At 63.5% G+C, this 24283-nt stretch carries 19 protein-coding genes; 8 read left to right on the top strand and 11 right to left on the bottom strand.

Annotation, left to right across the window (positions count from 1 at the left end; genetic code table 11):
* Nucleotides 1-170 precede the first annotated feature (170 nt).
* Nucleotides 171-1577: an FAD-dependent oxidoreductase gene (locus AC0QSG_RS06615; RefSeq protein WP_475377036.1), complete on the bottom strand. Its 1407-nt coding sequence runs from the start codon at nt 1575-1577 to the stop codon at nt 171-173.
* Nucleotides 1577-2614 (bottom strand): glutathione synthase, encoded by a 1038-nt coding sequence (gene gshB, locus AC0QSG_RS06610; RefSeq protein WP_475377035.1) that lies wholly within the window; start codon nt 2612-2614, stop codon nt 1577-1579. The genes AC0QSG_RS06615 and gshB overlap by 1 nt, the downstream gene beginning before the upstream one ends.
* A 158-nt stretch (nt 2615-2772) precedes the next feature.
* Here gshB and AC0QSG_RS06605 point away from each other — a divergent pair, with 158 nt between their 5' ends.
* The 3 genes from AC0QSG_RS06605 (at nt 2773) to AC0QSG_RS06595 (ending at nt 5566) form a co-directional block, all read left to right on the top strand.
* Complete coding sequence (locus tag AC0QSG_RS06605; RefSeq protein ID WP_475377034.1) at nt 2773-4047, top strand: glutamate-cysteine ligase family protein; 1275 nt, start codon at nt 2773-2775, stop codon at nt 4045-4047.
* A 256-nt stretch (nt 4048-4303) separates the two neighbouring features.
* The gene (locus AC0QSG_RS06600) at nt 4304-4651 is read left to right on the top strand and encodes a GNAT family N-acetyltransferase (protein ID WP_475377033.1); all 348 of its coding nucleotides are present in this window, start codon (nt 4304-4306) and stop codon (nt 4649-4651) included.
* Between the two features lie 438 nt (nt 4652-5089).
* Entirely contained in the window at nt 5090-5566 is a 477-nt protein-coding gene (locus AC0QSG_RS06595) for a hypothetical protein (protein WP_475377032.1), read from the top strand.
* Here AC0QSG_RS06595 and AC0QSG_RS06590 read toward each other — a convergent pair.
* Nucleotides 5563-5928, bottom strand: a complete 366-nt coding sequence (locus AC0QSG_RS06590; protein WP_475377031.1) for a hypothetical protein — start codon at nt 5926-5928, stop codon at nt 5563-5565. The two genes, AC0QSG_RS06595 and AC0QSG_RS06590, sit on opposite strands and share 4 nt — an antisense overlap.
* 401 nt (nt 5929-6329) lie before the next feature.
* On the opposite strand from AC0QSG_RS06590, the gene mobF reads away from it, so the two are divergent.
* A complete protein-coding gene (mobF, locus tag AC0QSG_RS06585) occupies nt 6330-10823 on the top strand; it encodes a MobF family relaxase (protein ID WP_475377030.1) in 4494 nt (1497 codons plus the stop codon).
* A 200-nt stretch (nt 10824-11023) separates the two neighbouring features.
* Here the strand turns inward: mobF and AC0QSG_RS06580 are convergent, their stop codons facing one another.
* On the bottom strand, nt 11024-11728 hold the full coding sequence (locus tag AC0QSG_RS06580; protein WP_475377029.1) for a hypothetical protein: 705 nt from the start codon (nt 11726-11728) through the stop codon (nt 11024-11026).
* Between the two features lie 333 nt (nt 11729-12061).
* On the opposite strand from AC0QSG_RS06580, the gene istA reads away from it, so the two are divergent.
* The 3 genes from istA (at nt 12062) to AC0QSG_RS06565 (ending at nt 14829) form a co-directional block, all read left to right on the top strand.
* Nucleotides 12062-13603, top strand: a complete 1542-nt coding sequence (gene istA, locus AC0QSG_RS06575; protein ID WP_475377028.1) for an IS21 family transposase — start codon at nt 12062-12064, stop codon at nt 13601-13603.
* Nucleotides 13600-14379, top strand: coding sequence for an IS21-like element helper ATPase IstB (gene istB / locus AC0QSG_RS06570; protein WP_435728490.1), 780 nt, complete (start codon nt 13600-13602; stop codon nt 14377-14379). Before istA ends, istB begins: the two co-directional genes overlap by 4 nt.
* A gap of 213 nt (nt 14380-14592) precedes the next feature.
* On the top strand, nt 14593-14829 hold the full coding sequence (locus AC0QSG_RS06565) for a hypothetical protein (RefSeq protein WP_475377027.1): 237 nt from the start codon (nt 14593-14595) through the stop codon (nt 14827-14829).
* A 639-nt stretch (nt 14830-15468) separates the two neighbouring features.
* On the opposite strand, the gene AC0QSG_RS06560 is transcribed toward AC0QSG_RS06565, so the two are convergent.
* The 7 genes from AC0QSG_RS06560 to AC0QSG_RS06530 all read right to left on the bottom strand — a co-directional run bounded on the left by AC0QSG_RS06560 (nt 15469) and on the right by AC0QSG_RS06530 (nt 23321).
* Nucleotides 15469-16128, bottom strand: coding sequence for an HAD family hydrolase (locus AC0QSG_RS06560; RefSeq protein ID WP_329864036.1), 660 nt, complete (start codon nt 16126-16128; stop codon nt 15469-15471).
* Nucleotides 16118-17191: an ABC transporter ATP-binding protein gene (locus AC0QSG_RS06555; protein WP_069388519.1), complete on the bottom strand. Its 1074-nt coding sequence runs from the start codon at nt 17189-17191 to the stop codon at nt 16118-16120. Before AC0QSG_RS06555 ends, AC0QSG_RS06560 begins: the two co-directional genes overlap by 11 nt.
* 19 nt (nt 17192-17210) lie before the next feature.
* Nucleotides 17211-18509: an ABC transporter substrate-binding protein gene (locus AC0QSG_RS06550; RefSeq protein ID WP_217987208.1), complete on the bottom strand. Its 1299-nt coding sequence runs from the start codon at nt 18507-18509 to the stop codon at nt 17211-17213.
* Between the two features lie 66 nt (nt 18510-18575).
* Entirely contained in the window at nt 18576-19418 is an 843-nt protein-coding gene (locus AC0QSG_RS06545) for a carbohydrate ABC transporter permease (RefSeq protein ID WP_069388521.1), read from the bottom strand.
* Nucleotides 19415-20260, bottom strand: coding sequence for a carbohydrate ABC transporter permease (locus tag AC0QSG_RS06540; RefSeq protein WP_217987209.1), 846 nt, complete (start codon nt 20258-20260; stop codon nt 19415-19417). The genes AC0QSG_RS06545 and AC0QSG_RS06540 overlap by 4 nt, the downstream gene beginning before the upstream one ends.
* Nucleotides 20261-20280: 20 nt before the next feature.
* Complete coding sequence (locus AC0QSG_RS06535) at nt 20281-22410, bottom strand: outer membrane protein assembly factor BamB family protein (RefSeq protein WP_069388522.1); 2130 nt, start codon at nt 22408-22410, stop codon at nt 20281-20283.
* Nucleotides 22411-22445: 35 nt separating this feature from the next.
* A complete protein-coding gene (locus tag AC0QSG_RS06530) occupies nt 22446-23321 on the bottom strand; it encodes an SIS domain-containing protein (RefSeq protein WP_167492488.1) in 876 nt (291 codons plus the stop codon).
* Between the two features lie 358 nt (nt 23322-23679).
* Between AC0QSG_RS06530 and AC0QSG_RS06525 the strand changes: the two genes are divergently transcribed.
* Entirely contained in the window at nt 23680-24276 is a 597-nt protein-coding gene (locus tag AC0QSG_RS06525; protein WP_329747760.1) for a recombinase family protein, read from the top strand.
* The last annotated feature ends 7 nt before the right edge of the window (nt 24277-24283 follow it).

Raw genomic sequence — 24283 nt, 5'->3', positions numbered from 1 at the left:
ATCGCGCGCTTGACCATTTCGGGCCGGGTGCGTATTCGGTGGACTGGCATCGGCTCGTCCAGGATCGGTGCCCCGATGTGCCCGCCCCAGTCGATCGTTGCCGCCCCTAAACCGCGCAGACATGCCGCCCTTCATATACCGCTTCGCCTGTCAGCCGCACGGAACCGCGGCTATAGGCGGTCCGCCAATCGGCGGGCCGCGAGCTGCACGGCCTCCCACACGGTCGCGAATGGCGGGGCGTAGGACAAGTCCATGCGGGCCAAGTCGTCAACGAGCATTCCGCCCCATAGTGCGGCCGCCACGGTGTCGATCCGCTTTCCTGCGCCCTTTCCGCCGACGATCTGTGCGCCGAGAAGCCGCCGGGTTCCGCGTTCGGCCACGATCCTTGTGGAAATGCGTGTGGATTCGGGCATGTACCCGCTGGCGGTGCGACCGTCGGTGGTCAAGGACACCGCTTCGATGCCCGCGGCGGAGGCTTCCGCGCTGCCCAGGCCGGTGCGCGAGATCTCAAGGTAGGTCTGCGCGTGGGTGTACCGGGTGATCGCAGTACCCAGCACCCCGTCGAAACTCAGGCCACCTCCGAAGAGGTTGGCGCCCACAGTCCGTCCCATTTTGTTTGCGTGCGTTCCCAGCGGCAAGAAGCCCCATGAGTCGCTGACCCGATGACGCACTTCGCAGCAGTCACCGGCGGCCCACACCTGGGGCGCCAGTGAACCGTCGGCGTTGGCCTGCAAGCCGCCCGAGGTCCCGATCGGTAGGCCCGCACCGGAGAGGAATCCGGTGGCGGGGGCGACCCCGATGGCCGAAACGACCAAGTTGCACGGGTAGAGATTGCCATCGCTGGCTCTCACTCCGGTGACCCAGTCCGCCTCGTTCACCGCCAGGGACTCGACCGCCACGCCGCGCACCACTTTGACGCCAGAGTCGGTCAGAGCGCTCTCGATGCGTTCGCTCATGTCGGGGTCGAGGCTGCTCATCACGCGAGAGCGGGCGAGCAATGTGACGTCGAAGCCCCGTCTTTGTGCCGCCTCCACCATTTCCAAGCCGATATAGCCGGCTCCGACCACGACCATCGATCCGTGGTGGTCCGCGGTCCCCGGGAAGCGCCGGGCCAACCGTTGGATCCATTCCTCGCCGTCGACCAAGGTTTTCACGGGTGCCACCCCGCCGTACAGGCTGCCATCTGGGTGATGCATCCAGTTGGCGGACACGGGGCTGGCGCCCGTGGCGATCACCAAGTCGTCGTACCCGATGCTCCCGGCCGCCCCGCCCGGTCCGGTGAAGGTGACTGTGCGCCGCTCAACGTTTAGGCCGGTGGCAGTTATCCCGGTCTTCAGGTCGACACCCATTTCGCGGTGCCGTGCCGGGGTGCGGGCGATTAGTTCCTCGGAGCTGTCAACTTCGCCGGAGATCCAGTAGGGAAGCCCGCACGCTGAATACGAGGTGTGCCCGGATTTCTCCAGTGCCACCACATGGATTTCTTCCCCCGTCGTCTTGGCGGAGCGGATGGCCTGATGGGCGGCACTCATGCCTGCGGCGTCCGCCCCCAGGACCAGGATGCGACGTGCGGCCCCCATCAGGTGCCCGCCACCAGTTGGGCCGGGCAGCGGGATTCAACCCATGCCATGAGGTCCCCCGCCAGGTCGGTGCCGCTGAGGGCATCGATTTCACGGATTCCCGTGGGGCTGGTGACGTTGACTTCCGTGAGCAGGTCACCGATCACGTCGATCCCCACAAAATGCAGTCCGTGTTCGCGCAGGTGGGGGGCCAGCTGCTCGCAGATCCGCCGATCCGCCTCGGTGACGGTGTCGGACACGGTGCCGGCACCTGTGGCCATGTTGCAGCGGAAGTCTCCACCTTGGGCCACACGGCGGACCGAACCGACCGGCACGCCGTCGAACACGATGACCCGTCGGTCTCCCTCGGTGGCGGCGTTAATCCACTTCTGGACCACGACCTGCACCGTTCCGCGCTCGGTCGCACCCTCGATGATCGACTGGAGGTTGACGTCATTCGGGTCCAGGACCAGCACCCCGCGTCCGGCCATGGCGTCGGTCGGTTTCAGTACCGCCTTGCCCCAGCCGTGCACGTAGCGGACGATGTCCTCGGCGTCGGCGGAGATCATGGTTTCCGGGCCGAGTTGCGGGACGCGCAGGCCGAACAGTTTTTCGTTCGCGTTGCGCAGGCCTGCGGGATCGTTGACCATGAGCGTCTTGCGCTGGTCAACGAGATCGAGAATAAAGGTCGCGCGCAGGTAATTTGCGTCCACCGGTGGGTCGGTGCGCATGAAGATTGCGTCGAACTCATCCAGGCGCTGCGGGCGGCGTTCCCCGACGGTGTACCACTGCTGGGCGGCAACCCATCTGCCGTTCTCCAGCTCGGCCGGGACGAGGGCAACTTCCCGGCATGTCGCGTGGGCGGCGGCATCCACGATAGCCAGCTCGCGCACCGTGGTGACGCTCACGCCGTGACCGCGACGCTGGGCAGCCTCCATGATGGCCACGCTGGTGTCGTGGCCCGGTCGCAGGCCCGCCAGCTCGTCGATAATCAAGAGGACCCGCAAGGACCTGCCGGAATATTCTTCGGACACAACTGAAGAGGGGATGATGGCCATGACGGTCCTTCCATGCAGACCCGCAGCACGGGGAGATGAGTACTTGGAAACTTTGGTGCTGCTCTTGAAACTTGTGATCTAGCTCATGCTAGTGTCTAAGAAATCAACGTAGTTCTAATTTTCTTAGTAGTCAACTATTTTGCGAAGGGTTCCCCCCCATGCCTTATCACCGCCGAAACGTGACGGTTTCCCAGTTGCTCGAGATCAGCGCGTCCATGTTCAGGCCCACGGGTGAGGACCTCTTTGGCATCGAATGCGAGTGGCCGGTCACCGACGAACTCGACCAGCGCGCGCGCGCCGACATGGACCGGCTCGCTGCTGTTTCGCAAGATCCACTGCCTGCGGGCGGGCGCATCACCATTGAACCCGGCGGGCAGATCGAGCTCTCCTCCTTTCCTGCCTCCTGCGTGAGCAATGCAATCGACGCAACCGCCATGGACGCCGGCATACTGCACAACCGGCTGCGGTCCGTAGGCTTGCACCGCCACGAGACGGCTTTGGACGCGGCCCGCCCGCCACAGCGGGTATTGGTGCACCCGCGCTACGCGGCCATGCAGGAGTTCTTCGACTCCGAGGGGCCCGCGGGCCGCTGGATGATGTGCAATACCGCTTCCGTCCAGATCAACGTGAGCAATGACAATGTGGAGCCGCTGGCACGTTGGGAGATCCTGAACCGAATCGCCCCGGCACTGCTGGCAGCCTTCGCCAACTCACGCGGAGTGGATGCCAGCGGCACGCAGTGGGCGTCCCTGCGTCAAGGCATTTGGAACCGGATCGACCCAGGGCGCACCCGGCCGGTGGACCTGGGCAAACCGGCCGCTGAAGCCTGGCTGCAATACGCCCTGGACGCCAACGTCCTCTATGTGCTTGACGAAGGATCCAACGGAGCCAGCGGAACGGGGATCCTGCCCGGTATGACCTTCGGGCACTGGATGCGCTACGGCTCGGCCTTTGGATGGCCCACCGTGGAGGACTTCCGCTATCACCTCACGACCCTGTTCCCACCCATCCGGCCGCGCGGCTGGATGGAGGTGCGGGTCCTTGACGGTCTGCCGACACGCTGGATCACCGCCGCGACTGTCGCGGTGGCAGTCGCCAGCCAAACCCACGTCATGCAGGAACTACGCGAAAACGTGCCGGATGTTTCACACCTCTACAACGAGGCAGCCCAACAGGGCTTGAAGCACCCCACCCTCTTGCTGGCGGCACGTTCGATCATGGACATCCTGGTGCGCAACGTGCGCAGCGTCAGCGACCGGACTGAGCACACCGATGCCTTGGTTGATTTTGCCGAGAGGTACACCTCGCGCGGCCGGTGCCCCGGCGACGAGAATTGGCATGAACTTCCCATAGCACTTTCAGGGTCAAATCAGCGCCCGGCGGGTGCCGGAGGCCGGGGAAACACCCGTGCGGGGGCTGGCCATCGGCGATGAACCCCTAGGCGAGCAGATCGTGATGTGGAGGAATTTCATCGGCAGGACGCACGAGGAAATTCTGGCCTACCGTGCGCCTGGAAGGCGGAAATCGGTGCCGAGCCGGCGGACCCGCCCGTCGAAGGGACCTATTCCGACGGCGCGCCCTACCCGCGCTTTGGACCCTATCCCGAGGGATGCCGGCCCCCTTGCCGGATCCCGTGCTGCCCAACGTCCAGCTGCGCCCACGCGGCTGACCCCCAACCCAGGAGGAACCATGGACCAAGAACCAACCATCACCGTGCGTGCGAACACCGAGCGCCGCCGCTACGAACTCGTGGACGGCGACCGGGTCATCGGCAAGGCGCACTGGCTGGCCTTTGAAGCGGCCCCGCACTCCGAGCTCATCTTCTTCCACACGACCGTCAACGAGGATTACGGCGGACAGGGGCTGGCCGCTAGGCTTGCCCGGTTCGCCCTGGAGGACACTATCGCTGCCGGGGTGTCCGTGGTGAGCGTGTGCACGTATTTCGCCTCTTACGTCCGCAAGCACCCGGAGTTTTTGGAGCACACCGCGCCGATCCGCCCGGAACACCTGGCCGCCGTCGATGCAGCGGCCCAGTAGGCCCGACCCTAGGACCCCCGCCGGAACCGGCGTCATGGCAGCCGGCGCTTCACCGCCGCGCAGCGGAGGCTACCGGGATGCCGTCCTTGCGACGTGAGCGGCTCCGCCTGTCCACAAGAAGCGGGTGACGGGGTTGCCAGACTGACCCGGCCCTGGCGGGCCTCGGGTGGTTTCCGGCGGGTTCGCCCGATCCCTGGGAGCAACGGGCTTCGTGCGCTTTTGCGTCTCTACCGTTAGGGTATGTCCTCGGCCTGCGCGGGGGCCCGGTGTTCGAGCGCCACATCGCTGATTGTGAGGTTGCGCTCCAGTTCGCAGCGGAACCATGTTGGCGTGATTTCACCGCCGATGTCGGTGCAGTAGCCGTAGAGCGGGCCCCCGGGGTCACGGTGGTCGGCCCCGCCCTTTAACAACGATGCCCTCAAATAGGAGCCCATTCACATGCGTGCAGCCGATGAACGATTCTGGGCCAAGGTCATCAAAGGTCCGCGTCCGGAGGACTGCTGGTTTTGGGTCGGAGCGATCAGTGATGATGGCTACGGCCGGTTCACCTTGAACCAGGACGGACACACCAGGGCGGTACGCCCACACCGCTACGCCTACTATCTGGCGACCGGTGTCTGGCTCGAGGATATGCCCTCGTTGATGCATGACTGCGACGAACCAACCTGCGTACATGCCACCGACAATTCCAGTTCGCATTTGATGATCGGGAATCACCGGGAGAACATGCTCGATCGGAGCCGGAAGCGGCGCCACAGCAACGGAACGGGATTGCGCTATTGGGGCGTTGGCCGTGCCGCCCAGGCAGAGCGGTCACGCCGCTTGCGTGACGAATTGCTGGCCAACGGGTGGAACCAAGAACGGATCGCGGCAATACGTTTCAACCACGACCCGGACACCCCCACCCTGTTTTAGGCCTCGACGGTTTCGGAATTCGTAGCGGCGGAATCAGGGACCGGAAGATACTTCTTCAACGTCGCGGAGCTGATACCCAGACGCGCTGCGACCGCACTCTTAGACTCGCCCGTTTCGATCATCTGGGTGATGACCCGACCGGATTCCTTGCGCGCTGCTTCGGCGTCGGCCTTGCCCTGGGCAATGAGTCTCTGCGCCTTTTCCTGCGCTGCCGTCTCGGTGTCGTTGGCCGCCTCATCGAGTTCAATGAACTTCGCGGCGAGTTCGATCAGTTCTTCGTGGCGTGCGGTGAAGTCGGCTGCCTTCTGGCGCGCCTTCTCCCGTGCCGCAACCTGCTGTGCTGATTTGCGTTGCGCTGCCATGTCATCCCTCTTTTCGTGAAACCTAACGGTCAGTGAAAACGACCCCGCGCAGGGCGCGGGCGTGCCATCTTCGACGGCGGGGCGGACCGTTCTTCACCCGGACTATTTTGTGACGTCTTGTCCACAGGTGCACGGCAAAAGATAAACCCCAAGGTCTTTTCCCGCACACATGTGGACAACCCACCACCTGCGCTTCTACACAATCGAAATGAACGGTGGATAACGAAGTGCATGTTACCCACCGCCCATTCTCATGTGCAGAACCGCATCAAAAACTTGATGGCCCGATCATAGCGCGAATCCTGCTGTTTTTCATCGTACCTCGAATCAGGAATCCCCCTAATATCTGTCACACCTTTTGCATCATCGATAAATTAGGGGGTCCGAGCTAAGATGACTGCATGATGACCCTCCACAAGCTCAGCGCTGGGGACGGGTATCAGTACTACACCAAGGAGGTCGCCAGCGCGGACGAATACCGCGCCGCCGACCGCCAGCTTGGCGATTACTACACCGCGGACGGAAACCCGCCAGGCCAATGGGGCGGCGCCGGTATCTCGCATCTTGGTGTTGAAGGTGTTGTGACCGAGGCACAGATGGCAGCGCTATTCGGTGAGGGCCTCCACCCCAATGCGGAAGCCATGTTGGCCACCGACCCGAAGGCCGATGTTCGTTTGGGACAGCGCTACAAGCGCTTCAAGCAGGGCGATAATGTTCTTTCGGCGCGCATCAAGATCGCCATGGGCGACTTCGAACGCTTGGAAAAGGGCGCACCGGGGCCTGATGATCGCCGTCTGATACGGTCCCGCGTGGGTGCCGTCTACTTCCGTGAGATCAACGCCAGAAACCCCAAGGACAAGGAAGAGTTGGGCAGGTTCATCACCGCCCAGACGAAGCCTGCATCACAGGCCGTGGCAGGTTATGACCTCGTGTTTGCCCCCGCAAAATCCGCCTCCGTGCTGTGGGCCGTGGGTGGCGACGAAGCCCGTAAGGCCATCGAGGCCGCCCACCACGAAGCCATTGAAGAGGCCATGGCATTCCTTGAATCCGAGGCCGTTTACACCCGGCGCGGGCGAAACGGGGTTCGCCAGGAAGAGGTTGACGGCGGCTTGGTTTACACGAAATTCCGCCACTATGACTCGCGCAACGGGGACCCACAGCTGCATGACCACGTGGTGGTCTCCAACAAGGTTATGGGCAAGGACGGCAAGTGGTCATCCCTCGATGGACAACCGTTGCATCAGTACGGGGTCGCCGTGTCGGAGTTCTACAATCGCCGGGTCATGGAGAAGATCACCGAGTCCTTAGGTCTGGGTTTGGTGGAACGTCAGGTCGCTGGCAAGCGTCCGATCATGGAGATTGCCGGGGTCGATATTGCGGCCATTGAGGCGGCTTCCTCGCGGCGCACGGCGATCAAGCCGGCGCTTGATGAACTGGTGGAGAAGTTCACCGAGGAGCACGGTTATGCTCCCAACAGCAAGCAGATGATCGACCTGGCCCAGCAGGCAACGCTAAGCACGCGGCCGGTGAAGAAGGAAGCCCGACAGCTCTCCGTCTTGGTGGAGGAATGGACCCGGGACCTGGGCAAGGTTCAGGGTGTGACCGTGGGGCCGAAGGCCTTGATCGTGGCCAGGGAACACCGCTTCGAGGCACGGATCAAGGCCGAGCAAGAGAACCCGGGGTGGATGGTCACCACCGCCGATGAGATCGATCCGGAGCAGGCAGCCCAGCATGTGATCAATGTGCTGGAGCGTTCCCGAGGCTCCTGGGGAGAGCACCACATCGATGCCGAAACCCGCCGCCTGCTCGGTTCCCGGTTCGGGGATGTGACCATCCCGGCGCACCTTCTGGAGCAGGTCAAGGCCCGCGCCATCGATCAGTATTCATTGCTGCTAACCCCCGGAGAACGGGCACCCTTGGTGGACTCGTTGACCCGCTTGGATGGGTCCTCCAAGTACGCCAAGGCGCACCGTGAGGTATACACGTCTGCCGGTGTCCTGCACAGCGAAGACCGCTTGCTGGAGGCAGCACAGAAGCAGGTAATCCCAGCCGCGACAGGTGAAGCCTTTGAGCGCGCCCTGGCCATGCAGGGCAAGACGTTCGACGCCGGACAGTTGGCCATGGCACGTGAATTCGCGTGCTCGGACAAGCTGCTGCGGGTGGGTGTCGGCCCGGCAGGTGCAGGCAAGACCACCGCGTTGCGGTTGGCAGCCGACACCATCACCGAGGCCGGCGGCAAGGTCATCGGCTTAGCCCCGACCGCTGCGGCGGCCGCGGTGATGTCCGGCGAACTCGGAGCCGCGGCAACCACCATTGATTCCTTTGTCATGGCACACCGGAGCGGATCGGCTGATGCGATCATCCCCGCGCCCGGGGACGTGATCGTGATCGACGAAGCCGGAATGGTCGGCACCGGGCTCTTCGCCCAGGCGGTGACCATTGCCGAGCAACACGGGGCCGTGGTCCGTGCGCTGGGTGATGACCAACAGCTCTCCGCCGTGGGGTCCGGTGGTGCGCTGCGCCTGATCCGCAACGAGGCCGGGGCCGTGCACCTGGAGGATCTGCACCGCTTCCGCAACCCGGACGGGACCGCGAACGAGGAAGAAGCAGCGGCAACCCTGGCACTGCGCGAACCACCGAGCATCGGGGACGATGACCCGTGGACGTTCTACCGCAAAAACGGCCGCATCGTTGGCGGGGACGTGGAAACCATGACGGCCGCGGTGTTCGAGGCCTGGCAGAAAGACACCAACGCCGGAAAAAATTCGGTGATGATGGCCTTCGACAACACCACCGTGACCGAGCTGAACGCCCGCGCCCAGTCGTACCGCCTGGCCACCGGGCAGATCAGCGAAGGCACCGGCGCCACCCTGCGCGACGGGCTCACCGCCCACGTCGGGGACGTGGTGGTAACCCGAAAGAACAACCGCCGCATGTCCCTGAACCAGGGCAAAGACTTCGTGAAAAACAACGACGTGTGGACCGTGACCGGCGTCCATACGGACGGCAGCCTCTCGGTGAAGCACCGTGACCACGCAGGGGCCACCACCCTCCCGGGTGCCTACGTGCAGGAATCAACCATGCTGGGCTACGCCTCAACGATCCACCGCACCCAGGGCATGACGTCTGACACCACCCACGCGATGCTTTCCTCCGGGCTCACCCGATCCCTGGCCTACGTAGCCGCCTCCCGCGGCCGGGAATCCAACCACCTCTACGGGGCCTTGGCGGAGGACGAAACACTCGACGGGCTGCTGGAAGCCGTGGCAGCGAACCACGACACCAACCTCACCGCGCACGAGCTCGCGGCCGCCGCCCGCGCCCAGGCGCGTTCGATCCCGCAGAAGTCGGCTGCGTATATCGATATCGATGAGCAAGCCAACATGGAACGGATGAAGACCCTGGCCCGCCGCTGTCTGGGCGACGGGGACGCGCAGGCACTCGTTGAGGAACCCGCCTGGGAAGCGTTGGCTCGGACCATGGTCACCGCCGAAAAGGCCGGGGTCAACGTCTCAGACGCGCTGGCCAACGCATACGCCGAACGGGATTTCGACGATGCCCAGGACAGCTGCGCCGTGATGGTCTGGCGGCTCGAAGCAGAGACCGCCGGCACCCTGGATCTGGCAGGCGGTGAACGGCCCCTGGCCAACGTGTCCGATGACCACCTGGCCACCTTGGCCCAGCGGGCGGCCGAGCACAAGATCCGCGCCGGCAAGATCCTGGCCCAGGACCCCGGCAACACAGGAAACATTGGCGACGCCGGACAGAAGCCCTGGACCCAGCGCCTCTACGGGCACCTGACCGACAATGCCCTGGAGGCACGGATCAAGGCCGCGGCCGATGCCCGCGACCGCCAGATCCCTTCGGATCCCGACAACCAATCCGTGGCCCTGTCCTGGCAGCTGTGGAAGCTGATCAGTGAGAAGCAGGTCCGCGAGCAACTGCCCGAGGCAGCCTTGCTGCGCGAGACGCTACAGCGCGGCGGCACCGACCGCGACGACCAAGCCGGCCACATCGTGGAGAGGATCGAGCGCGAACAACTCATCCGCCAACGCCTCCTGCCCGAACGTCCGGCCCCTCTCATCCCGGACGGGTTGCCCGACTGGGTGGCCCCCGCCGATGCCGCCGCGCACTGGGACACCCCGGGCCTGTGGAGGCAGGAACTTTTGGCACGCCGTGCGGAAATGGTGCCCCAGTTCAACCGGCTCGGCTCCGAACTCGCCGCCGAGCCACCGGCCTGGGCCCAAGCTCTGGGTCCGGTGCCCTCCGACACGCAACGCCAGGAGCAGTGGCGTCAGCTGGCCGCCGAAGTCGCCGTGTATCGCCAGACCTACCGCATCCCCGTCACCGAGGCAACAGCGATCCCGGCCGATCACCGGGACAAGGAACTAGGTGCCGATTTGAACGAGAGGATCACCGCCATGCACAAGTACACGCAGCAGACCGCTCGGGAACCACTCTCGGGTGACGATGCACGGTTGATGCACGAGGCGGCCGAGGTGGAGACCCGGCTGCTGGAGGAACAAGCACCGGCCGAACAGGTCATCGACCACCTGCGGACCGAACGTGCCCAGGATTCCACCCTGACGGCCGAACAGGCCCGAGCCGAACGCATTGCCGAACTCTCCCGCCGCCTCAAGGCCTCGCGGCAAGCCCCGGTCGAGAAGTCCCAGGCCTACCAGGAAGCCGTGGAGGCCATCAGGAAGGCACGCCAGGCCGACGGCCCGGCGCGCAAGTTAGATGGGCAGGAACAGGAACCGGTGAACCAGGCAACGGAGACCCGCCGCAAGCTGCGCGCCTACCAAGAAGCGGCCGAACGGAAACGGCAGCAGCGAAGCGACACGGACGACGGGCCGACGCAAGGGGATGACCGAGGCCCCCGCTACAGCCGCTAGACAAGGTTCTTGATCTCCTGGCGAGGGGAATTGCGCAGCGAGTTTCCCGAACTCTGCCACGCCACGCAGGCCGGCTCGGGATACACAGCCCATGTCCCGGCCAGTCAACAGGAACGAAAAAGAGACCGGGACAAGGGGATGAAAATTTAGTAGTGGAGCAACTATTTAGCTACTCCACTAAAAATTTCTTGACGGGGTGGTTAGGAAGCAGCCGGGAAAAGCTGCTGGATGATCCCGCTTGCCGCAGCCGAAGATGCTGAATTTGTAGCGGCCGTGAGCACCCCACGGAGGGTTGCGAGTGCTCCTTTGAGCTTGCTCGGATTCGGATCATCTTTAATGATCTCCTGGAGAACATCGGAGCTTGCCTGTTTAGCGATTTCCCGCTCATCACCATCAAAGCTGCTCTCGTTTTGAATCAGTTCTAGAGCTAGTTTTACCGCCTTGGCTAATTCGTTAAACTCCGGAGGGACGGATTTCCCTTGATCGATGCTTCCCCCATGAGTGGCGATTGTGACATGGCTTCCGCCTGAAACAACGATGGCGTAATCACCGTAAGTAGTTTGAGGAGATTTCGTAACGTCTGGCATTTCAGATGCCTGATCGCTGATTGCGGCTTTGATATGGCTCATCCCTGAAGGCATCTGCCCCCCGGCTTGGTTGATTTTTACATTCGTTACCCAGACTTCTCGAGTCCCTCCGCGAGGGTCTCCCATTTCAATCCTGTCGCCTCGATAGATAGGCACATTGACATCAAAGAACGCTGCCTCTGATTGCACCTGAGATTCAGCTTCGAAGCGCTCATCAGTTTCTCCCTCTACAGGGTGGATGACAGTCACCTTCTGGGTGCCGAAGCTTTTTCGCATCTGAGTAATGAACGTACCGTCATAGCCGGGAAGGGGTGTCATCTTGCTCCTGGATCCTAATGATTATCTGAAAGTTGCTAGATACTCTGGTTCTTCAACAAGCATGTCACGGGCGGTCAGGGATTCAATGATGCTTCCAGTCAACGTGTAAAAGGGAAACCTCCTACTACTGCTTGGGGGGATGTTAGCGGCCATGAAAAACTGCCCATAGGCGGCCACGGAACTGCCCACTGACGGCCATGGAAACTGCCCGTTGGTGGCCGTGAGATCTGCCCACTTCTTTGACGTAGCCCTGCTGCTTAAGCGGCGGGAGCCTCTTCCCGGGGTTTGATAACGGTGTCTAGTCGCACCAAAGTCGCCCGGGAAGAGGCCCTAATGAAGTTTGACGGAGAAATCATGGAAATACTTGCTGCGTATGATCTGACGGGTTCGTTGCGCGCCGCCGCGGAACTCACCGGCTGCTCGCACCACACGGTCGCCCGGCACGTCGCTGCCCGGGACGCCGGTCAGCCGATCGCCGAGCCGGCCTACCGGGGCCGGGTCACTGATGCGTTCCTGCCCAAGATCGAGGAATGGATCGAGGCTTCCAAGGGCAAGATCCGAGCCGATAAAGCCCACGAGAAACTCCGTGCCCTCGGTTACGAGGGTTCGGAACGCTCGACCCGCCGGGCAGTCGCGCAGGTCCGCGCCGCCTGGCGGCTCGGCCACGTCCGGGTGCACCGCCCCTGGGTGACCGAACCTGGTCAGTGGATCCAGTACGATTTCGGCGACGGCCCAGTGATCGAGGGCAAGAAGACCGTGTTGTTCGTGGCATGGCTGGCGTGGTCCCGGTTCCGGGTCGTGATCGTCCTGCGGGACCGGACGGCGCCGAGTGTGTTCGCGGCGCTGGACCGCACGTTCCGTGTCGTGGGCGGCGCCCCAACCTACGTCCTCACCGACAACGAGAAAGCGGTCACCGTTTCCCACGTCGCCGGGGTCCCTGTCCGTAACCAGCAGACGGTCGAGTTCGCCCGCCATTACGGCGTGACGGTCCTGACCTGCCAGCCGGCTGATCCCGCGTCCAAGGGCGGCGTGGAGTCCTCGGTGAAACTCGCCAAGGCCGACATCGTGCCCAAGGACACCAACCTGCGCCCCGAATACGCTTCCTTCGCCGAGATCGAGGCGGCGTGCCAGGGCTTCATGGATGAGGTCAACCACCGTGAGCACCGCGCTACCCGCCGAAAACCCGCCGCGATGCTGACCGAGGAAGCGCCACGGTTGCACCGCATCCCGGACACCGCGCACACGGTCGCGTTCGGCCTCTCCCGGTCCGTCCCGGAGAACACGCCGATGGTCACCTTCGAGAACGGTCAGTACTCCGTCCCGGCGTATCTGCTCGGCGCGGGGGTGTTCGTCCGATCCCACGGCGCCGGACCCGATGAACAGGTCATCGTCGTCCACCACGGCAGCCAGGGCCCGGTGGAAGTCGCCCGGCACCGGCGCGCCCGGCCCGGCAGCCCGGCGATCAACGACGCCCACTTCCCGGACCACCGGCCCAGGATCCCTGGCGACTACACAGCGAAGGCCCGGACGGCCGCGGAGGCGGAGTTCCTCGCGATCGGGGACGGCGCCCGGACCTGGCTGCTCGAGGCCGCAGCCGCCGGGACGGCACGGATGAACGTGAAGATGGCCGAAGCCGTCGCCCTGGCCAAGATCGCCGGGCAGTCCGAAGTCGATCACGCGTTGGGAACCGCGGCCATCCATGGCCGCTTCGCGAACAAGGACCTCACCTCGATCCTGAACGCAGCGGGTTCACGCACCACCACCCATGCCGCCAGGGAAACCCAGTCCCTCACCCAAGGCACCGCAGGGTGGGCAGCCATCGGCCAGCCACCCGCAACCGCCGAGGCCGCCGCCGTTCTGGAGGAAAGCGCATGAGTCCGGTCCCGGTCACCGCACCGGCCTTGCCGGCGGAGCTGGAGGCGCTGATGCGGCAGCTGAAGATGCCCCACGCGCGGGCTTTGGCGCCGGAGCTGATCGCGACTGCCCGCGCCCAGCGCTGGGAACCGGCCGAGGTCGTCAAGGCCCTGTTCGTCGAGGAAGTCGCCGGTCGATCCCGCTCCATGCTTGCCGCCAGGCGCAAGGCCGCGGGCTTCCCGACCGGGAAAACCTTCGACACCTGGGACCCCGCCGCATCCTCGATCCCCACGCCGACGCAGCAGGCGCTGCGGACGCTGGAATGGATCGGAAGGAAGGAGAACGTCGTGATCTGCGGCCCCTCCGGCACGGGCAAGACATTCTTCCTCGAAGCCCTCGGGCAGCAGGCCGTCGAAGCCGGACTGCGGGTCGCTTGGTTCCGCCTCGAGGACCTCGGCGCTCTCATGCGCGCCCACCGTTCCGATGACAGCGTCACCAAAGTCGTCGCCCGGATCCTGCGCGCAGATCTGGTGGTGGTCGATGACATAGGCCTCTTGCCGGTCGGCGTTGACGCGGCGGAGGGACTCTACCGTCTCGTCGACGCCGCTTATGAGAAACGGTCTATCGCGGTGTCCTCAAACTTGCATCCTGCCGGCTTTGACGAGCTCATGCCTAAAACCCTGGCAACGGCAACCGTGGACCGGCTGCTGCACCACGCCCACGTCTGCCAGACATCAGGAGATTCAATCCGACTCAGCCAGGCCTTGGCCGGAAAAGGAGTCACGCCAATGAACTAAACCCCGACCCCAACATGGCCAACGCCACCGAACATCAGGTGGGCAGATCTGGTGGCCATGAGTGGGCAGTTTTCATGGCCACCAGCGGGCATTTCTGCTGGCCGCCCATGGGCACAAACTATTGGCCATTGACACACCGATTCTGAACGCACCATTGCCTACGATCCCGAGAACCGGCCCGAGGTTGCTGGCCTTCTCTCAACAGCGGCGATCGTGCTCAGCCGAACTCCGGAGGACATCGCCGCCGAGATCGGAAGTGCTGGTGCGGGCGCGTTGAAGGAGTTCACGATCGAGGCGGTGAACGAGTTCTTGCGGGAACACCGAGCACGCCGCGCTGCCCTCACGTACGCCGACGCTGCAACGGCGCTCCGCGAGGGCAACGCCCGTGCCCAATCGATCGCACAGAGCACTCTCGACGAGGTACGAGCGGTGATGGGGATGCTGTACTGAACCGGCCGCGCCTCGAATCTGCTCGCCGTCCTCGGTGAGTCCCCGACCGGGCGCATGTGTCTCGTAACCTCCCTGTCGCATAACCCATGGGTTTCGCGAACCGGTTAGATGGTCGGTTCCACTGCCCCTACGCGCATGGGGTGTGTTACCGCCGCCGCATGGAGACGACACCTGAGGCGTCTAGGCAAGCGCGGTTGGTGTCAAAGGGGTCCGCGCTGGCCGTTGCGGCACTCTTGGCACCACTCCCAGTCTTCATATTTCTGGTGAAGTGGAGCGTTTAGTGCTGGGGCATACCGGACGGATGGATCATCCTGGTTAGCTTCATCTGCCTTCCGCTGTACATCAGCTATGTAGCTTTCGTCGCGCTGAGGATGCGCAAGTGGTCCGACGATAGCGACGTAGATCGCGTCTGGTGGATGGACGGTATGCCCTGTTCGAGCGCCTCCGCCACCCCGCTCCAGACGAACCGGGGTACGTGAAGCTACCGTCAGCTGGCGGGCGGGCAAGACGAGAGGACGCTCCCCGGGGACTAGTCGAGTCAGTGCGGCCGGTGAGATATCTCTAGATTCATGGGTTTCGCGAGCTTGTTTCCAGTGCAACGCGCAGGGGTACTGGCACTGCTTTCGATCCAGAGACGCCTCAGAGTCGCAAGCCCGCCGCGATCACGTCATCGATCCCGCGATGACGGAACGACTCCCATACCTGGATGCCATCCTGTGCCTCGACGGGTTGGGAGCCCCGTACGGCGATCACGCGGAGACCCGCGCCTCGCGCGCTCTGCACCCCAACGGTGGAGTCTTCTATTGCCACGGATTGCGAGCCAGAGACGCGTAAGTTGCGGAGAGCTGTCCGGTAGGCCTCTGGGTCGGGTTTTGGACGGGTGACCATATCTGCCGTCGTTACGTCGGCGAAGTATGGGTGAGGTAGCTGTTCGAGGACGGTGGCTGCGGTGCGCGAGGGGGACATCGTGACGAGTCCTTGGCAAACGCCCGCACGCTGCAGGGTCTCCAGCAGGTCGAGCGCCCCCGGGCGCCACAAGACTCCGTCGCGACGATTGAGATCCTCCATTCGTTCCGCCAGCAGTTTCACGACCACACGGCGTTCACTACGAGCTCCACGCTCACGGAGGAGATCCGCAAGACCAGGAATGGAGATGCCCGAGATCTCTGCCGGTTCAGGATCCCAGGGATGCGCTCCAAGCTCGCGCGAGAGCTGGGCGCACGCGTGCGCCCAGCTCGCCTCGCTGTCGATGAGCGTGCCATCGAGATCCCACAGGACGGCGCCGCCCCTACTCGGCATGAGCACCGTCGCGTGGCAATCGGGCACCCGTCTCGGCGTCGAACAGCAGAATGTCCGATGCGTTGAAGCCAATCGATACGGACTCGCCGCGATGAACCGAGACGCCGCGATCCGTGCGAACCGCGGCGGGGACGCCATCCACCGTGATTTCAAGGACCTGCGTCTCCCCCTCGAAGATCACTGTATGGACGAGGCCGGTCGCTCGGTAATCTGCGGCCTCTCGGAGGCGAAGACGCTCCGGCCGCACTCCGACCAGGACGCTGCGGGAGGCGGGCGGTGAGGCGATCACACCGAAGACGGTGCGATACCCCCCGTCCCTGCGCTCTCCGTCGAAGAGGTTCATGGGTGGCGACCCGATGAAACCAGCGACGAATGACGTCGCGGGATCGTGGTAGATCTCTTCCGGAGTACCTATCTGCTCGATTCGACCCGCGCGGATGACAGCAATGCGATCGGCCAGCGCCATCGCGTCGCTCTGATCATGGGTGACGTGGATGGACGTCGCACCGGTCGCGCGCATCAGATCGGCGATTTCCTGGCGCAGCGCGACGTGGAGCTGGGCGTCAAGTCCCGAGAGCGGCTCGTCGAGCAGAACGACGCGCGCGTTGCGCGCGAGCGCCCGCGCGAGTGCAACACGCTGACGCTGTCCGCCGGACATCTGTCGCGGCTTCCGGGACAGCAGCTCTCCAATACCCATGCGCCGCGCCAGGTCGATTGCCCGCGCCCGTGCCTCTTCGCGGGTGAGGCGCAGGCCGTGTCGCAGGCCGAGCGTGATGTTCTCAAGCGCACTGAGATGGGGATAAAGCGCGAAGTGTTGGAAGACGATCGCGACGTCTCTTCTGTGGGGAGGCAAGTCTTGCTGCGGTGTGCCCCCGATGACGACTTCTCCGGTGTCCAGCGAATCGAGCCCCGCAACGATCCTCAAGAGGGTCGACTTCCCCGAGCCGGAAGGGCCGAGGACGACAAGCGATTCGCCCGCGGCGACGTCCAGATGGATATCGCCGATGGCGGTGACGTCGCCGAAACGCTTAGACAGATGCCGGAGGGATACTTCAGCAGACATGACGGAGCTTCTTCCCTGGCTAGTTCGACAGTGCGTCGATGCGGCTGACGGTTTCGGGAACGATCTCTTTGGAAGGCTGAGCCTGGTCGATCATCCCCTGCACCATGTCCTGCAAGTATTGATTCGTGCGCGCGAGGCTCTCTCCGGGCCAACCGCCTCCGGCAACAGGAACTCCCTCATAGCGCCATGCGTATCCGAGCGGTCCCTGTGCTTCCGCCAGCTCCAGCAGCTCGGTCTTCGCGGCGACATCCACAGGGATATAGCTGTTTGCTTTCGAGCTCTCCACGATGACCGTGGGGTCCAACATCGCGCCGATGAGCTCTCCGGCGTATGCCGAGCGGCACTCATCGTCGGACAGGGTCATCCACCCGTTACCCCCAGCGGGGAGCACAGCACTTCCGCCATCGGGGATCGGCATGTCGGAAATGGTCCACTCGAAGGAGTCGCCGACGGCGGCGTCCACGGTGGCCCCCACGGCGGGTGTGCCGAAGAAGTAGGCAGCTTCTCCACGGGAGAAGACTGAGATCGAGTCCTGCCAGCTCACAGGGTCTTGAAGCTTCTCTGCACCGATGGTTTCGTAGATCTTCAGCGCCTCGTAACCCTCCTCGTTGTCAAAGCCAGCGGTGCCATCCTCGTTTGCGTACTCGGCCCCGCCGCTGCCGACGAAAGCCTGCACGAACCACCAGGCAATGTTGTCGCGAGGAATCTGGATCGGCGTCGTCACATCTGTCTTCTCTTGGACCTGCCGAGCGCCGTCGAGCACCTCAGAATGCGTGGTCGGGAGCTCGGAGACGCCCGCAGATTCCGTGAGCGTCGTGTTCGTATAAAGCACAGGAACAGAGATCTGGAAGGGTGCGACGTAAGTTTTCCCGTTGAGCGTGCCGACATCCAGGTAGTCGTCGATGTAGGTGTCTCTTAGCGAGGACCGGTCGATTTCGCGAGGGCTGTATTTCTCGACCCAGAATCGGAGTTGATCGAGCCCTAGCATGATGACGTCCGGGCGGGATCCCGCAGCGATATCTGCGACGATTTGCTGAGTGAGCTCGTCATAGCTCGTTCCCTCGGGAGCGGCCTTGAGGTCAACTGTGAGGCCGGGGTACGTCTCCTCCATCGACTTCTTGCCGAGCTCAGCCGCGGCTTGGCCCTGGTTGGCGTACTGAGCGGTGATGGTGACGCCGTCCGGTGAGCATTCCCCGATGTCAGCCTGCGTCGCAGGCGCAGCTTCTTCCGCGGGAGCGGAACACCCGGAGAGCAGGAGCACGGAGCTGATGAGGCCGGCGCCCAATGCGCTCATTCGTGTGATGCGTGAGTGGGACATGATTTCGCCTTCGTAGATAGGAAGTGGGATTGAGGAGGTGAAACTGTGGAGTCGGGTTGACTGTCATCACCCGGGCAGTTCGCCACCGGCGATGCCCGTGACGAACTTGCGTTGAGCGACGATGAACAGCACCACGATGGGGAGGGTGACGAGCATGGCTGCGGCAGCGAGCTCGCCGTACGCGGTGCCGGTCTCCGCCTGCTGGAAGATCGAAAGAGCCAGCGGCGGTGTGTACAGCGAAGGGTCGCGGGCGACTAGTAGCGGCCACAAATAGTCGTTCCAGTGCGTGAAGACGGACAAAACTGCGAACGCGGCGATCGTCGGCATCGACGACGGGACGACGACGTGCACGAGCGTGCGGAGGGTGCCGAGGCCGTCCGCCTTCGCGGCCTCAAGGAGCGAGTCGGGAATCGTGATCATGTGCTGACGGAGCATAAAGATCCCGATCGCGCTGGTCATGAACGGGAGCACCAAGGCCGCAAAGGTATTCGCAAGTCCGATGGAGCCGATGCCCAGGTACAACGGCAGCGCTGTAGCCTGCGTCGGCACCAGAAGACACGCGAGGATGACAGCGAAGGCTGCGTCGCGACCTCGGAATCGGAGCTTTGCGAACGCATAGCCCGCGGGGATCACGGTGATGATCTGGATGATCAGGATGCTGCCCGTGACCAGCGCTCCGTTGAGCATTGCGTGGCCGAGATCCGCACTCTCCCACGCTCGTGCGTAGTTGCCCCAGTCCAAAGAACTCGGCAGGAGCTGGATACCGTCGAGTACTGCTTCGTCAGCCGGAGACAGCGACAAGCGAAGCATCCACAGCACTGGGAAAACCGAGATCGTGATGGCAACGAGAGCCAGCAGCCACCGAAGAGAATGGGACAGGGAGCGGCGGAGCGAGATTTTGGTGGTCATACGGTTTCCTTATCTCCAGTAAATGCCCGTCGCCGAATCACTCCGATGAGAACCAGGACGACAAGGAGCATTGATGCGAGCGCCGCCGCCTGGCCGAGGTCGAAGTAGACGAACCCAAGCCGCCAGGTCATCGTGAGCACCGTCTCGGTGGAACCGAGCGGGCCACCTTCCGTCATGACGTTGATGGTGTCGAACACCTGGACCGACTGCAGGACGGCCATAACCGTCGCGAACACGGTCATGGGGCGCAGCAGGGGAAGGGTGACCCGTCGGAACTTCGCCCACGAGCCCAGTCCGTCGGCGGCGGCGGCCTCGTGCAACGCCGTTGGAATACTTGTTAGGCCGGCGAGATAGAAGATCATCACGAAGGATGTCAGGCGCCAGATGCCCACCAGAGCCACAGTGAACAGCGCCGTCGAGGTATCGCCGAGGAAGTTGACGGGTCCGATGCCGACGACGGCGAAGACCTCGTTGACGAAGCCTCCTCTCGACGCGAAGATCCAGCGGAAGACGACGGCCATCGCGACCATATTGGTGGCGAAGGGGAGAAAGAGCAGAACTTGGAGCGCGGGTCGACCTCGAGTAAACGAGTGCGCAAGCATGGCGGTGCCGAGTCCGAGCACGAGGCTGGGAACAATGGTGAGGACTGAGTAGACGACCGTGTTCCACAGTGCCTGCTGTACCGCAGGGTCGGTGAGGATCGCCGTGTAGTTCGCGATACCGGCCCAGGTCCATACGGTGCGGTCGCCGAGATCGATGCGGAAGAGGCTGCCGACGAGCGCAAGCACGCCCGGCAAGAGCACGAACAATCCGATGAGTGCGAGCGCGGGTGCTACGAGCACCCAACCGATACTCCGGTGCTTCACGACTCCTCCCCCTGCACGATTGCGCTCGGGTAGGCGCAGAGTGTGCCGTCGGCGTGGAGCACGACGGTCGTATCCTCGAAGCGCTGCACGGAGACGAGGATTGGGATGCCGGTGGCGAACCGTGAGCGCAGGGCGCCATCACCGAGATCGAGGGTGATGATGTCACCGTCGAGGGCTGGGAGGATGACCTGCTTGTCCAAGATCGTCGGCGCCGCGAAGAGCGGATGAGGAGTGCGCCTGTACGTGAGTAGGCAGGCATTACTTCGAGCCGCGACCTCTGCGTGCCAGCGTGTCTCGCCGCTCGCCGCGTCTCTGAGATAGACGCTGCCTCCCGCGTCGGAGAACAGAACTCCTTCCAGCGTCCAGTACGGCGGCGTCGGGTTCCACGGAATCGAGCTCGCTTGGAACCAGCTCACCGCGTCGTTGTTCGTGGGACGTCGGAACACTCCAGTGATCCCGGTCGCAATCAGATCACCCGTAGCAGGTTCGATGAGCGGCGTGCGGATCGGGAGGGGGGACGAACCGCGCAACGATTCGAGGAGATCTGTGTTGCTCTCCGCAAGTCGGTCCCCGAACGTTTCGCCCGTCTCCGGATCCAGGAGGACAGGGACTCGCGGCTCAGGGAATCCGCTCCAGACGATGAGAGCCGACGCGTCGTCGGCTGCCCGTCGCTCCCAGAAGACGGGCGCGGCGAGGAGGGCGAAGATCTGGTACGGCGCTATGTCCCGTCGCTCCCAGATCGTGTGTCCGTCGTCGATGTCGAGCGCGCGCAAGGTGGAGTGATCGCCCACGAGGACGAGATTCTCGTGAATTGCTGGCGGAGTGAACCCGAAGAGCCTGAGTGGGTCGGGGGTGTGCTTCCGCCATAGCTGTCGCCCCGTGGAGATTTCGAACGCCGCTGTCGTTCCGGATACCGATGTGCACAGGACCGTGCCGCTCGCGCCGTGCACCACGGGGGCCGAACGCACGGGAGCATCAAGGTCGGCGTGCCAGAGCAGCCCGCCCGTCGCGGCGTCGACCGCGAAGAGACCCCCCGAAGCGTGGTCGTCATCGGCGAGGGGAAGAACGATGACGCCCTTGGCGATCGCGAAAGGGGCACGCTGGCCGGGCGTCCCGACGCTCCGGCGCCAGCGCGCCGCTTCGGCCGCGGCTGGGAGGAGTACCGCGGGGGTCTGGGCAGGATCCGGATCGGTAGGGAGCGTCTCGACGCCGATCGTTACGCCGTCCCACGTGATAAGGCGGTAGGTCGCCGGAGAAAGATCGACGCCACCGAAGAGCGCAGGTGGAGTGTTGACGTGCAGCGTGTCCGCAGTACGTACGACCCGCGACGTATGGCGATGCCCCGAGAATGTAGCGATGGGGGGCCTCGGGAGCCCAGAGAGAATCGAGGAGCCTGGCTGATCATGCGACAGTAGGATCCAGGGAATGTCCTCGTCGAGTGCTTCGAGGTCGGCCCTCAGCCAGGCATTCTGCTGTTCGTGATCCCGGCCGAGCTCGTGCGTGAACCAGTCGATGGCGACGACGTGCAGTGCGGGAAGATCGTACGAATACCACCGCGGGCCGAGAAATGCTTCGTAGTGGCGCGGTTCTCCGGAGTGGATTGCGTAGCCGTTGCGGCTGACGACATCGCTCGTCTGTTCCGTCATGTGATCGTGGTTGCCGGGAATTACATGCACGGGGATTGGTGTGTCGAAAATTGCTTCGCGGAACTCGCGGTATTGCTCGCGGAGGCCGTGGTCGGTCAGGTCACCGGTGATGATCGCGGAATGCAGGTCCGGTTGGTCTTCGACGATCTTGGTCAGCAATGTAGACAAACGTTCACCCGTGCCAAGTTCCGCGGGCTGCGGATAGTTGCCGCCATCACCGATGTGCGTGTCCGTGAGATGAGCGAAGCGAAGCGGAAGCGTTACTGGGGACGCCTGCAGGGTGAAGGTCACCTCGGATTCGCGACCGTCGAAGTACCATTGGTTGCATCGCCAACCCACCGGACGCACCACAAACACGAAACGCGCGTCCGTCTCCAGCTGGAACCTCCCGTCGGCCGCAGTATGCACGACGGTGTTCCCGTCGCTTACCCGGATGTCCGCCAGCGGGTTGCCGTCGGTGTCGGTGACCTGTCCGTTCACGATCTTCGCTCTCTGTCTATGGGGCTCGAGCCGGATCAGATCCGGTGGGAGTTGACGAGTTTCTCGGCCTCGTCACGCCGTTCCGTCGCGCCGCTGACTCGGATCGTGAGCACGCTGTAGATGGCATCGAGAAGTGAGAGATGCACGATTCTGCTGGTCATCGCCTCCACTCGATGCCGCGTCTCCGAGCTCCCCGCGACGATCAGCGCGTGTGCGATCTCTGTGAGCGGGGATGTGAGGAAGCTCGTGATGCCGATGACTTTCGCTCCTGAATTGGCAGCGGTGCGCGCCGCCTCGAGCGTCGTTTTCGTCGATCCCGTGTGGCTGATGACAAAGCAGACGTCGCGCTCATCAAGGCCCTGGACGGCGACGTGTTGGGCGATGAAGTCGGGGGTGAACGTCGCGTCGAGTCCGAGGGCCGTAAGTCGATAGGCTGCGTCTGAGGCAAGCGGAGCGGACGTGCCCACTGCTACGAACCGAATGCGTCGGGCCGATGCTAGGGCGTCGACGATGGTCGTCACGTCGCTGAGGTCGATGTGAGTGGCGGTTGCTTCCAGTGCGTCCGCGCTTTCACGCAGAGTCCCCCGCACAGTGCTCATGAGTGGATCCTCTGCATCGGTCGGGCCCGGGCTATCGGGCGGGGTTTCGCGCGAGAGTAGGAGCTTGAACTCTTGGAAGCCATGCAGACCGAACCTCTGGCAGAACCGCACAACTGACCCGACCGACGTTCCAGATATCTGGGCGAACTCCGTCACGGAGCTCGTCATGACGACACGCGGATCGGCGTGGATCGAGCGCGCAACTCGCTTCTCCGATTCGGAGAACGATGCACTTGCAAGGCGGATCTGCTCGAGCAGAGGTTGTCCGTCGCCGCGCCAAAGGCGTGAGGATGAAAGATCGGTTCTGGTCACGTCGCCCATATTAGGAGGACCAGATGTCGCATCGGTGGCGTCCGACCAAACCGTGGATGAACACTCCACGCCAAAACTGTGATGGAAATTTCATCCAGTGCGACGCGTCAACCGCCGCTTTCCGGGTGCTTCTCGCCTCCCCAGCTTTCCTGCACCACACCCCCGAATGTCCGGGATCCAAGGCATGACGGACATCGACATGCGTTGACAATCAAAAGCTTTTCGAGACACGCGAAGCCTCCCTCGAGCCTCAGGAACTAACGGTGGAATTCCGGGTCACATTTGTCTTGGAAACATGTCTCACCGCGAAGTGTCTTTGCGTCGACGTTTCTAGCTATTTCCAAGGCAGAATGGAGCCGTGAGACATCTTGGATATACGCGGGTCAGCACCAGAAGCCAAGACGCAAAGTTGCAGGTTGAGGCTCTGGTCAAATCGGGCGTGCAGGAGCGGGACATTTTTGCCGACGTCACCTCGGGCAGTCGGACCGCGATCTCACGCCCCGGGATGAAGAAGCTCCTCGAGCACGCCCAGCCCGGCGACACCGTCGTCGTGTGGCGAGTCGATCGCCTCGGAAGATCCTTGATCGATGTGCTGAACACGGTGAAGCTGCTCCGAGGGCGTGACATACAGGTGAAGAGCATCTCGGATGGGATTGACCCGTCGACGACGTCGGGCCGGCTGATGCTGAACATGCTTGCCACCTTGGCCGAGTATGAACGCGAGCTGATCACCGAGCGTGTGAACGCAGGAATCACAGCCGCTCGAAATGGGGGCACCAAGTTTGGTCGGCCTTTGTCCGATCCTGTGGTTGTAGCGGACAAACTCAAGCTCGTCTCCGAGGCCCGGGCGAAGGGCCGCACCGCGGAGGATGCGGCAAAGCTCGTCGGGTGGAGCCGAGCCACTTTGTACCGGCATCAGCAAGCCTCTGCGGCCCGCGAGAGCACCACCGTGTAGGTGACTC

The organism is Arthrobacter sp. LT660 (assembly GCF_056172845.1).
The sequence above is the reverse complement of the archived record's forward strand: the minus strand, read 5'-3'. Positions and strand labels throughout refer to the sequence as shown.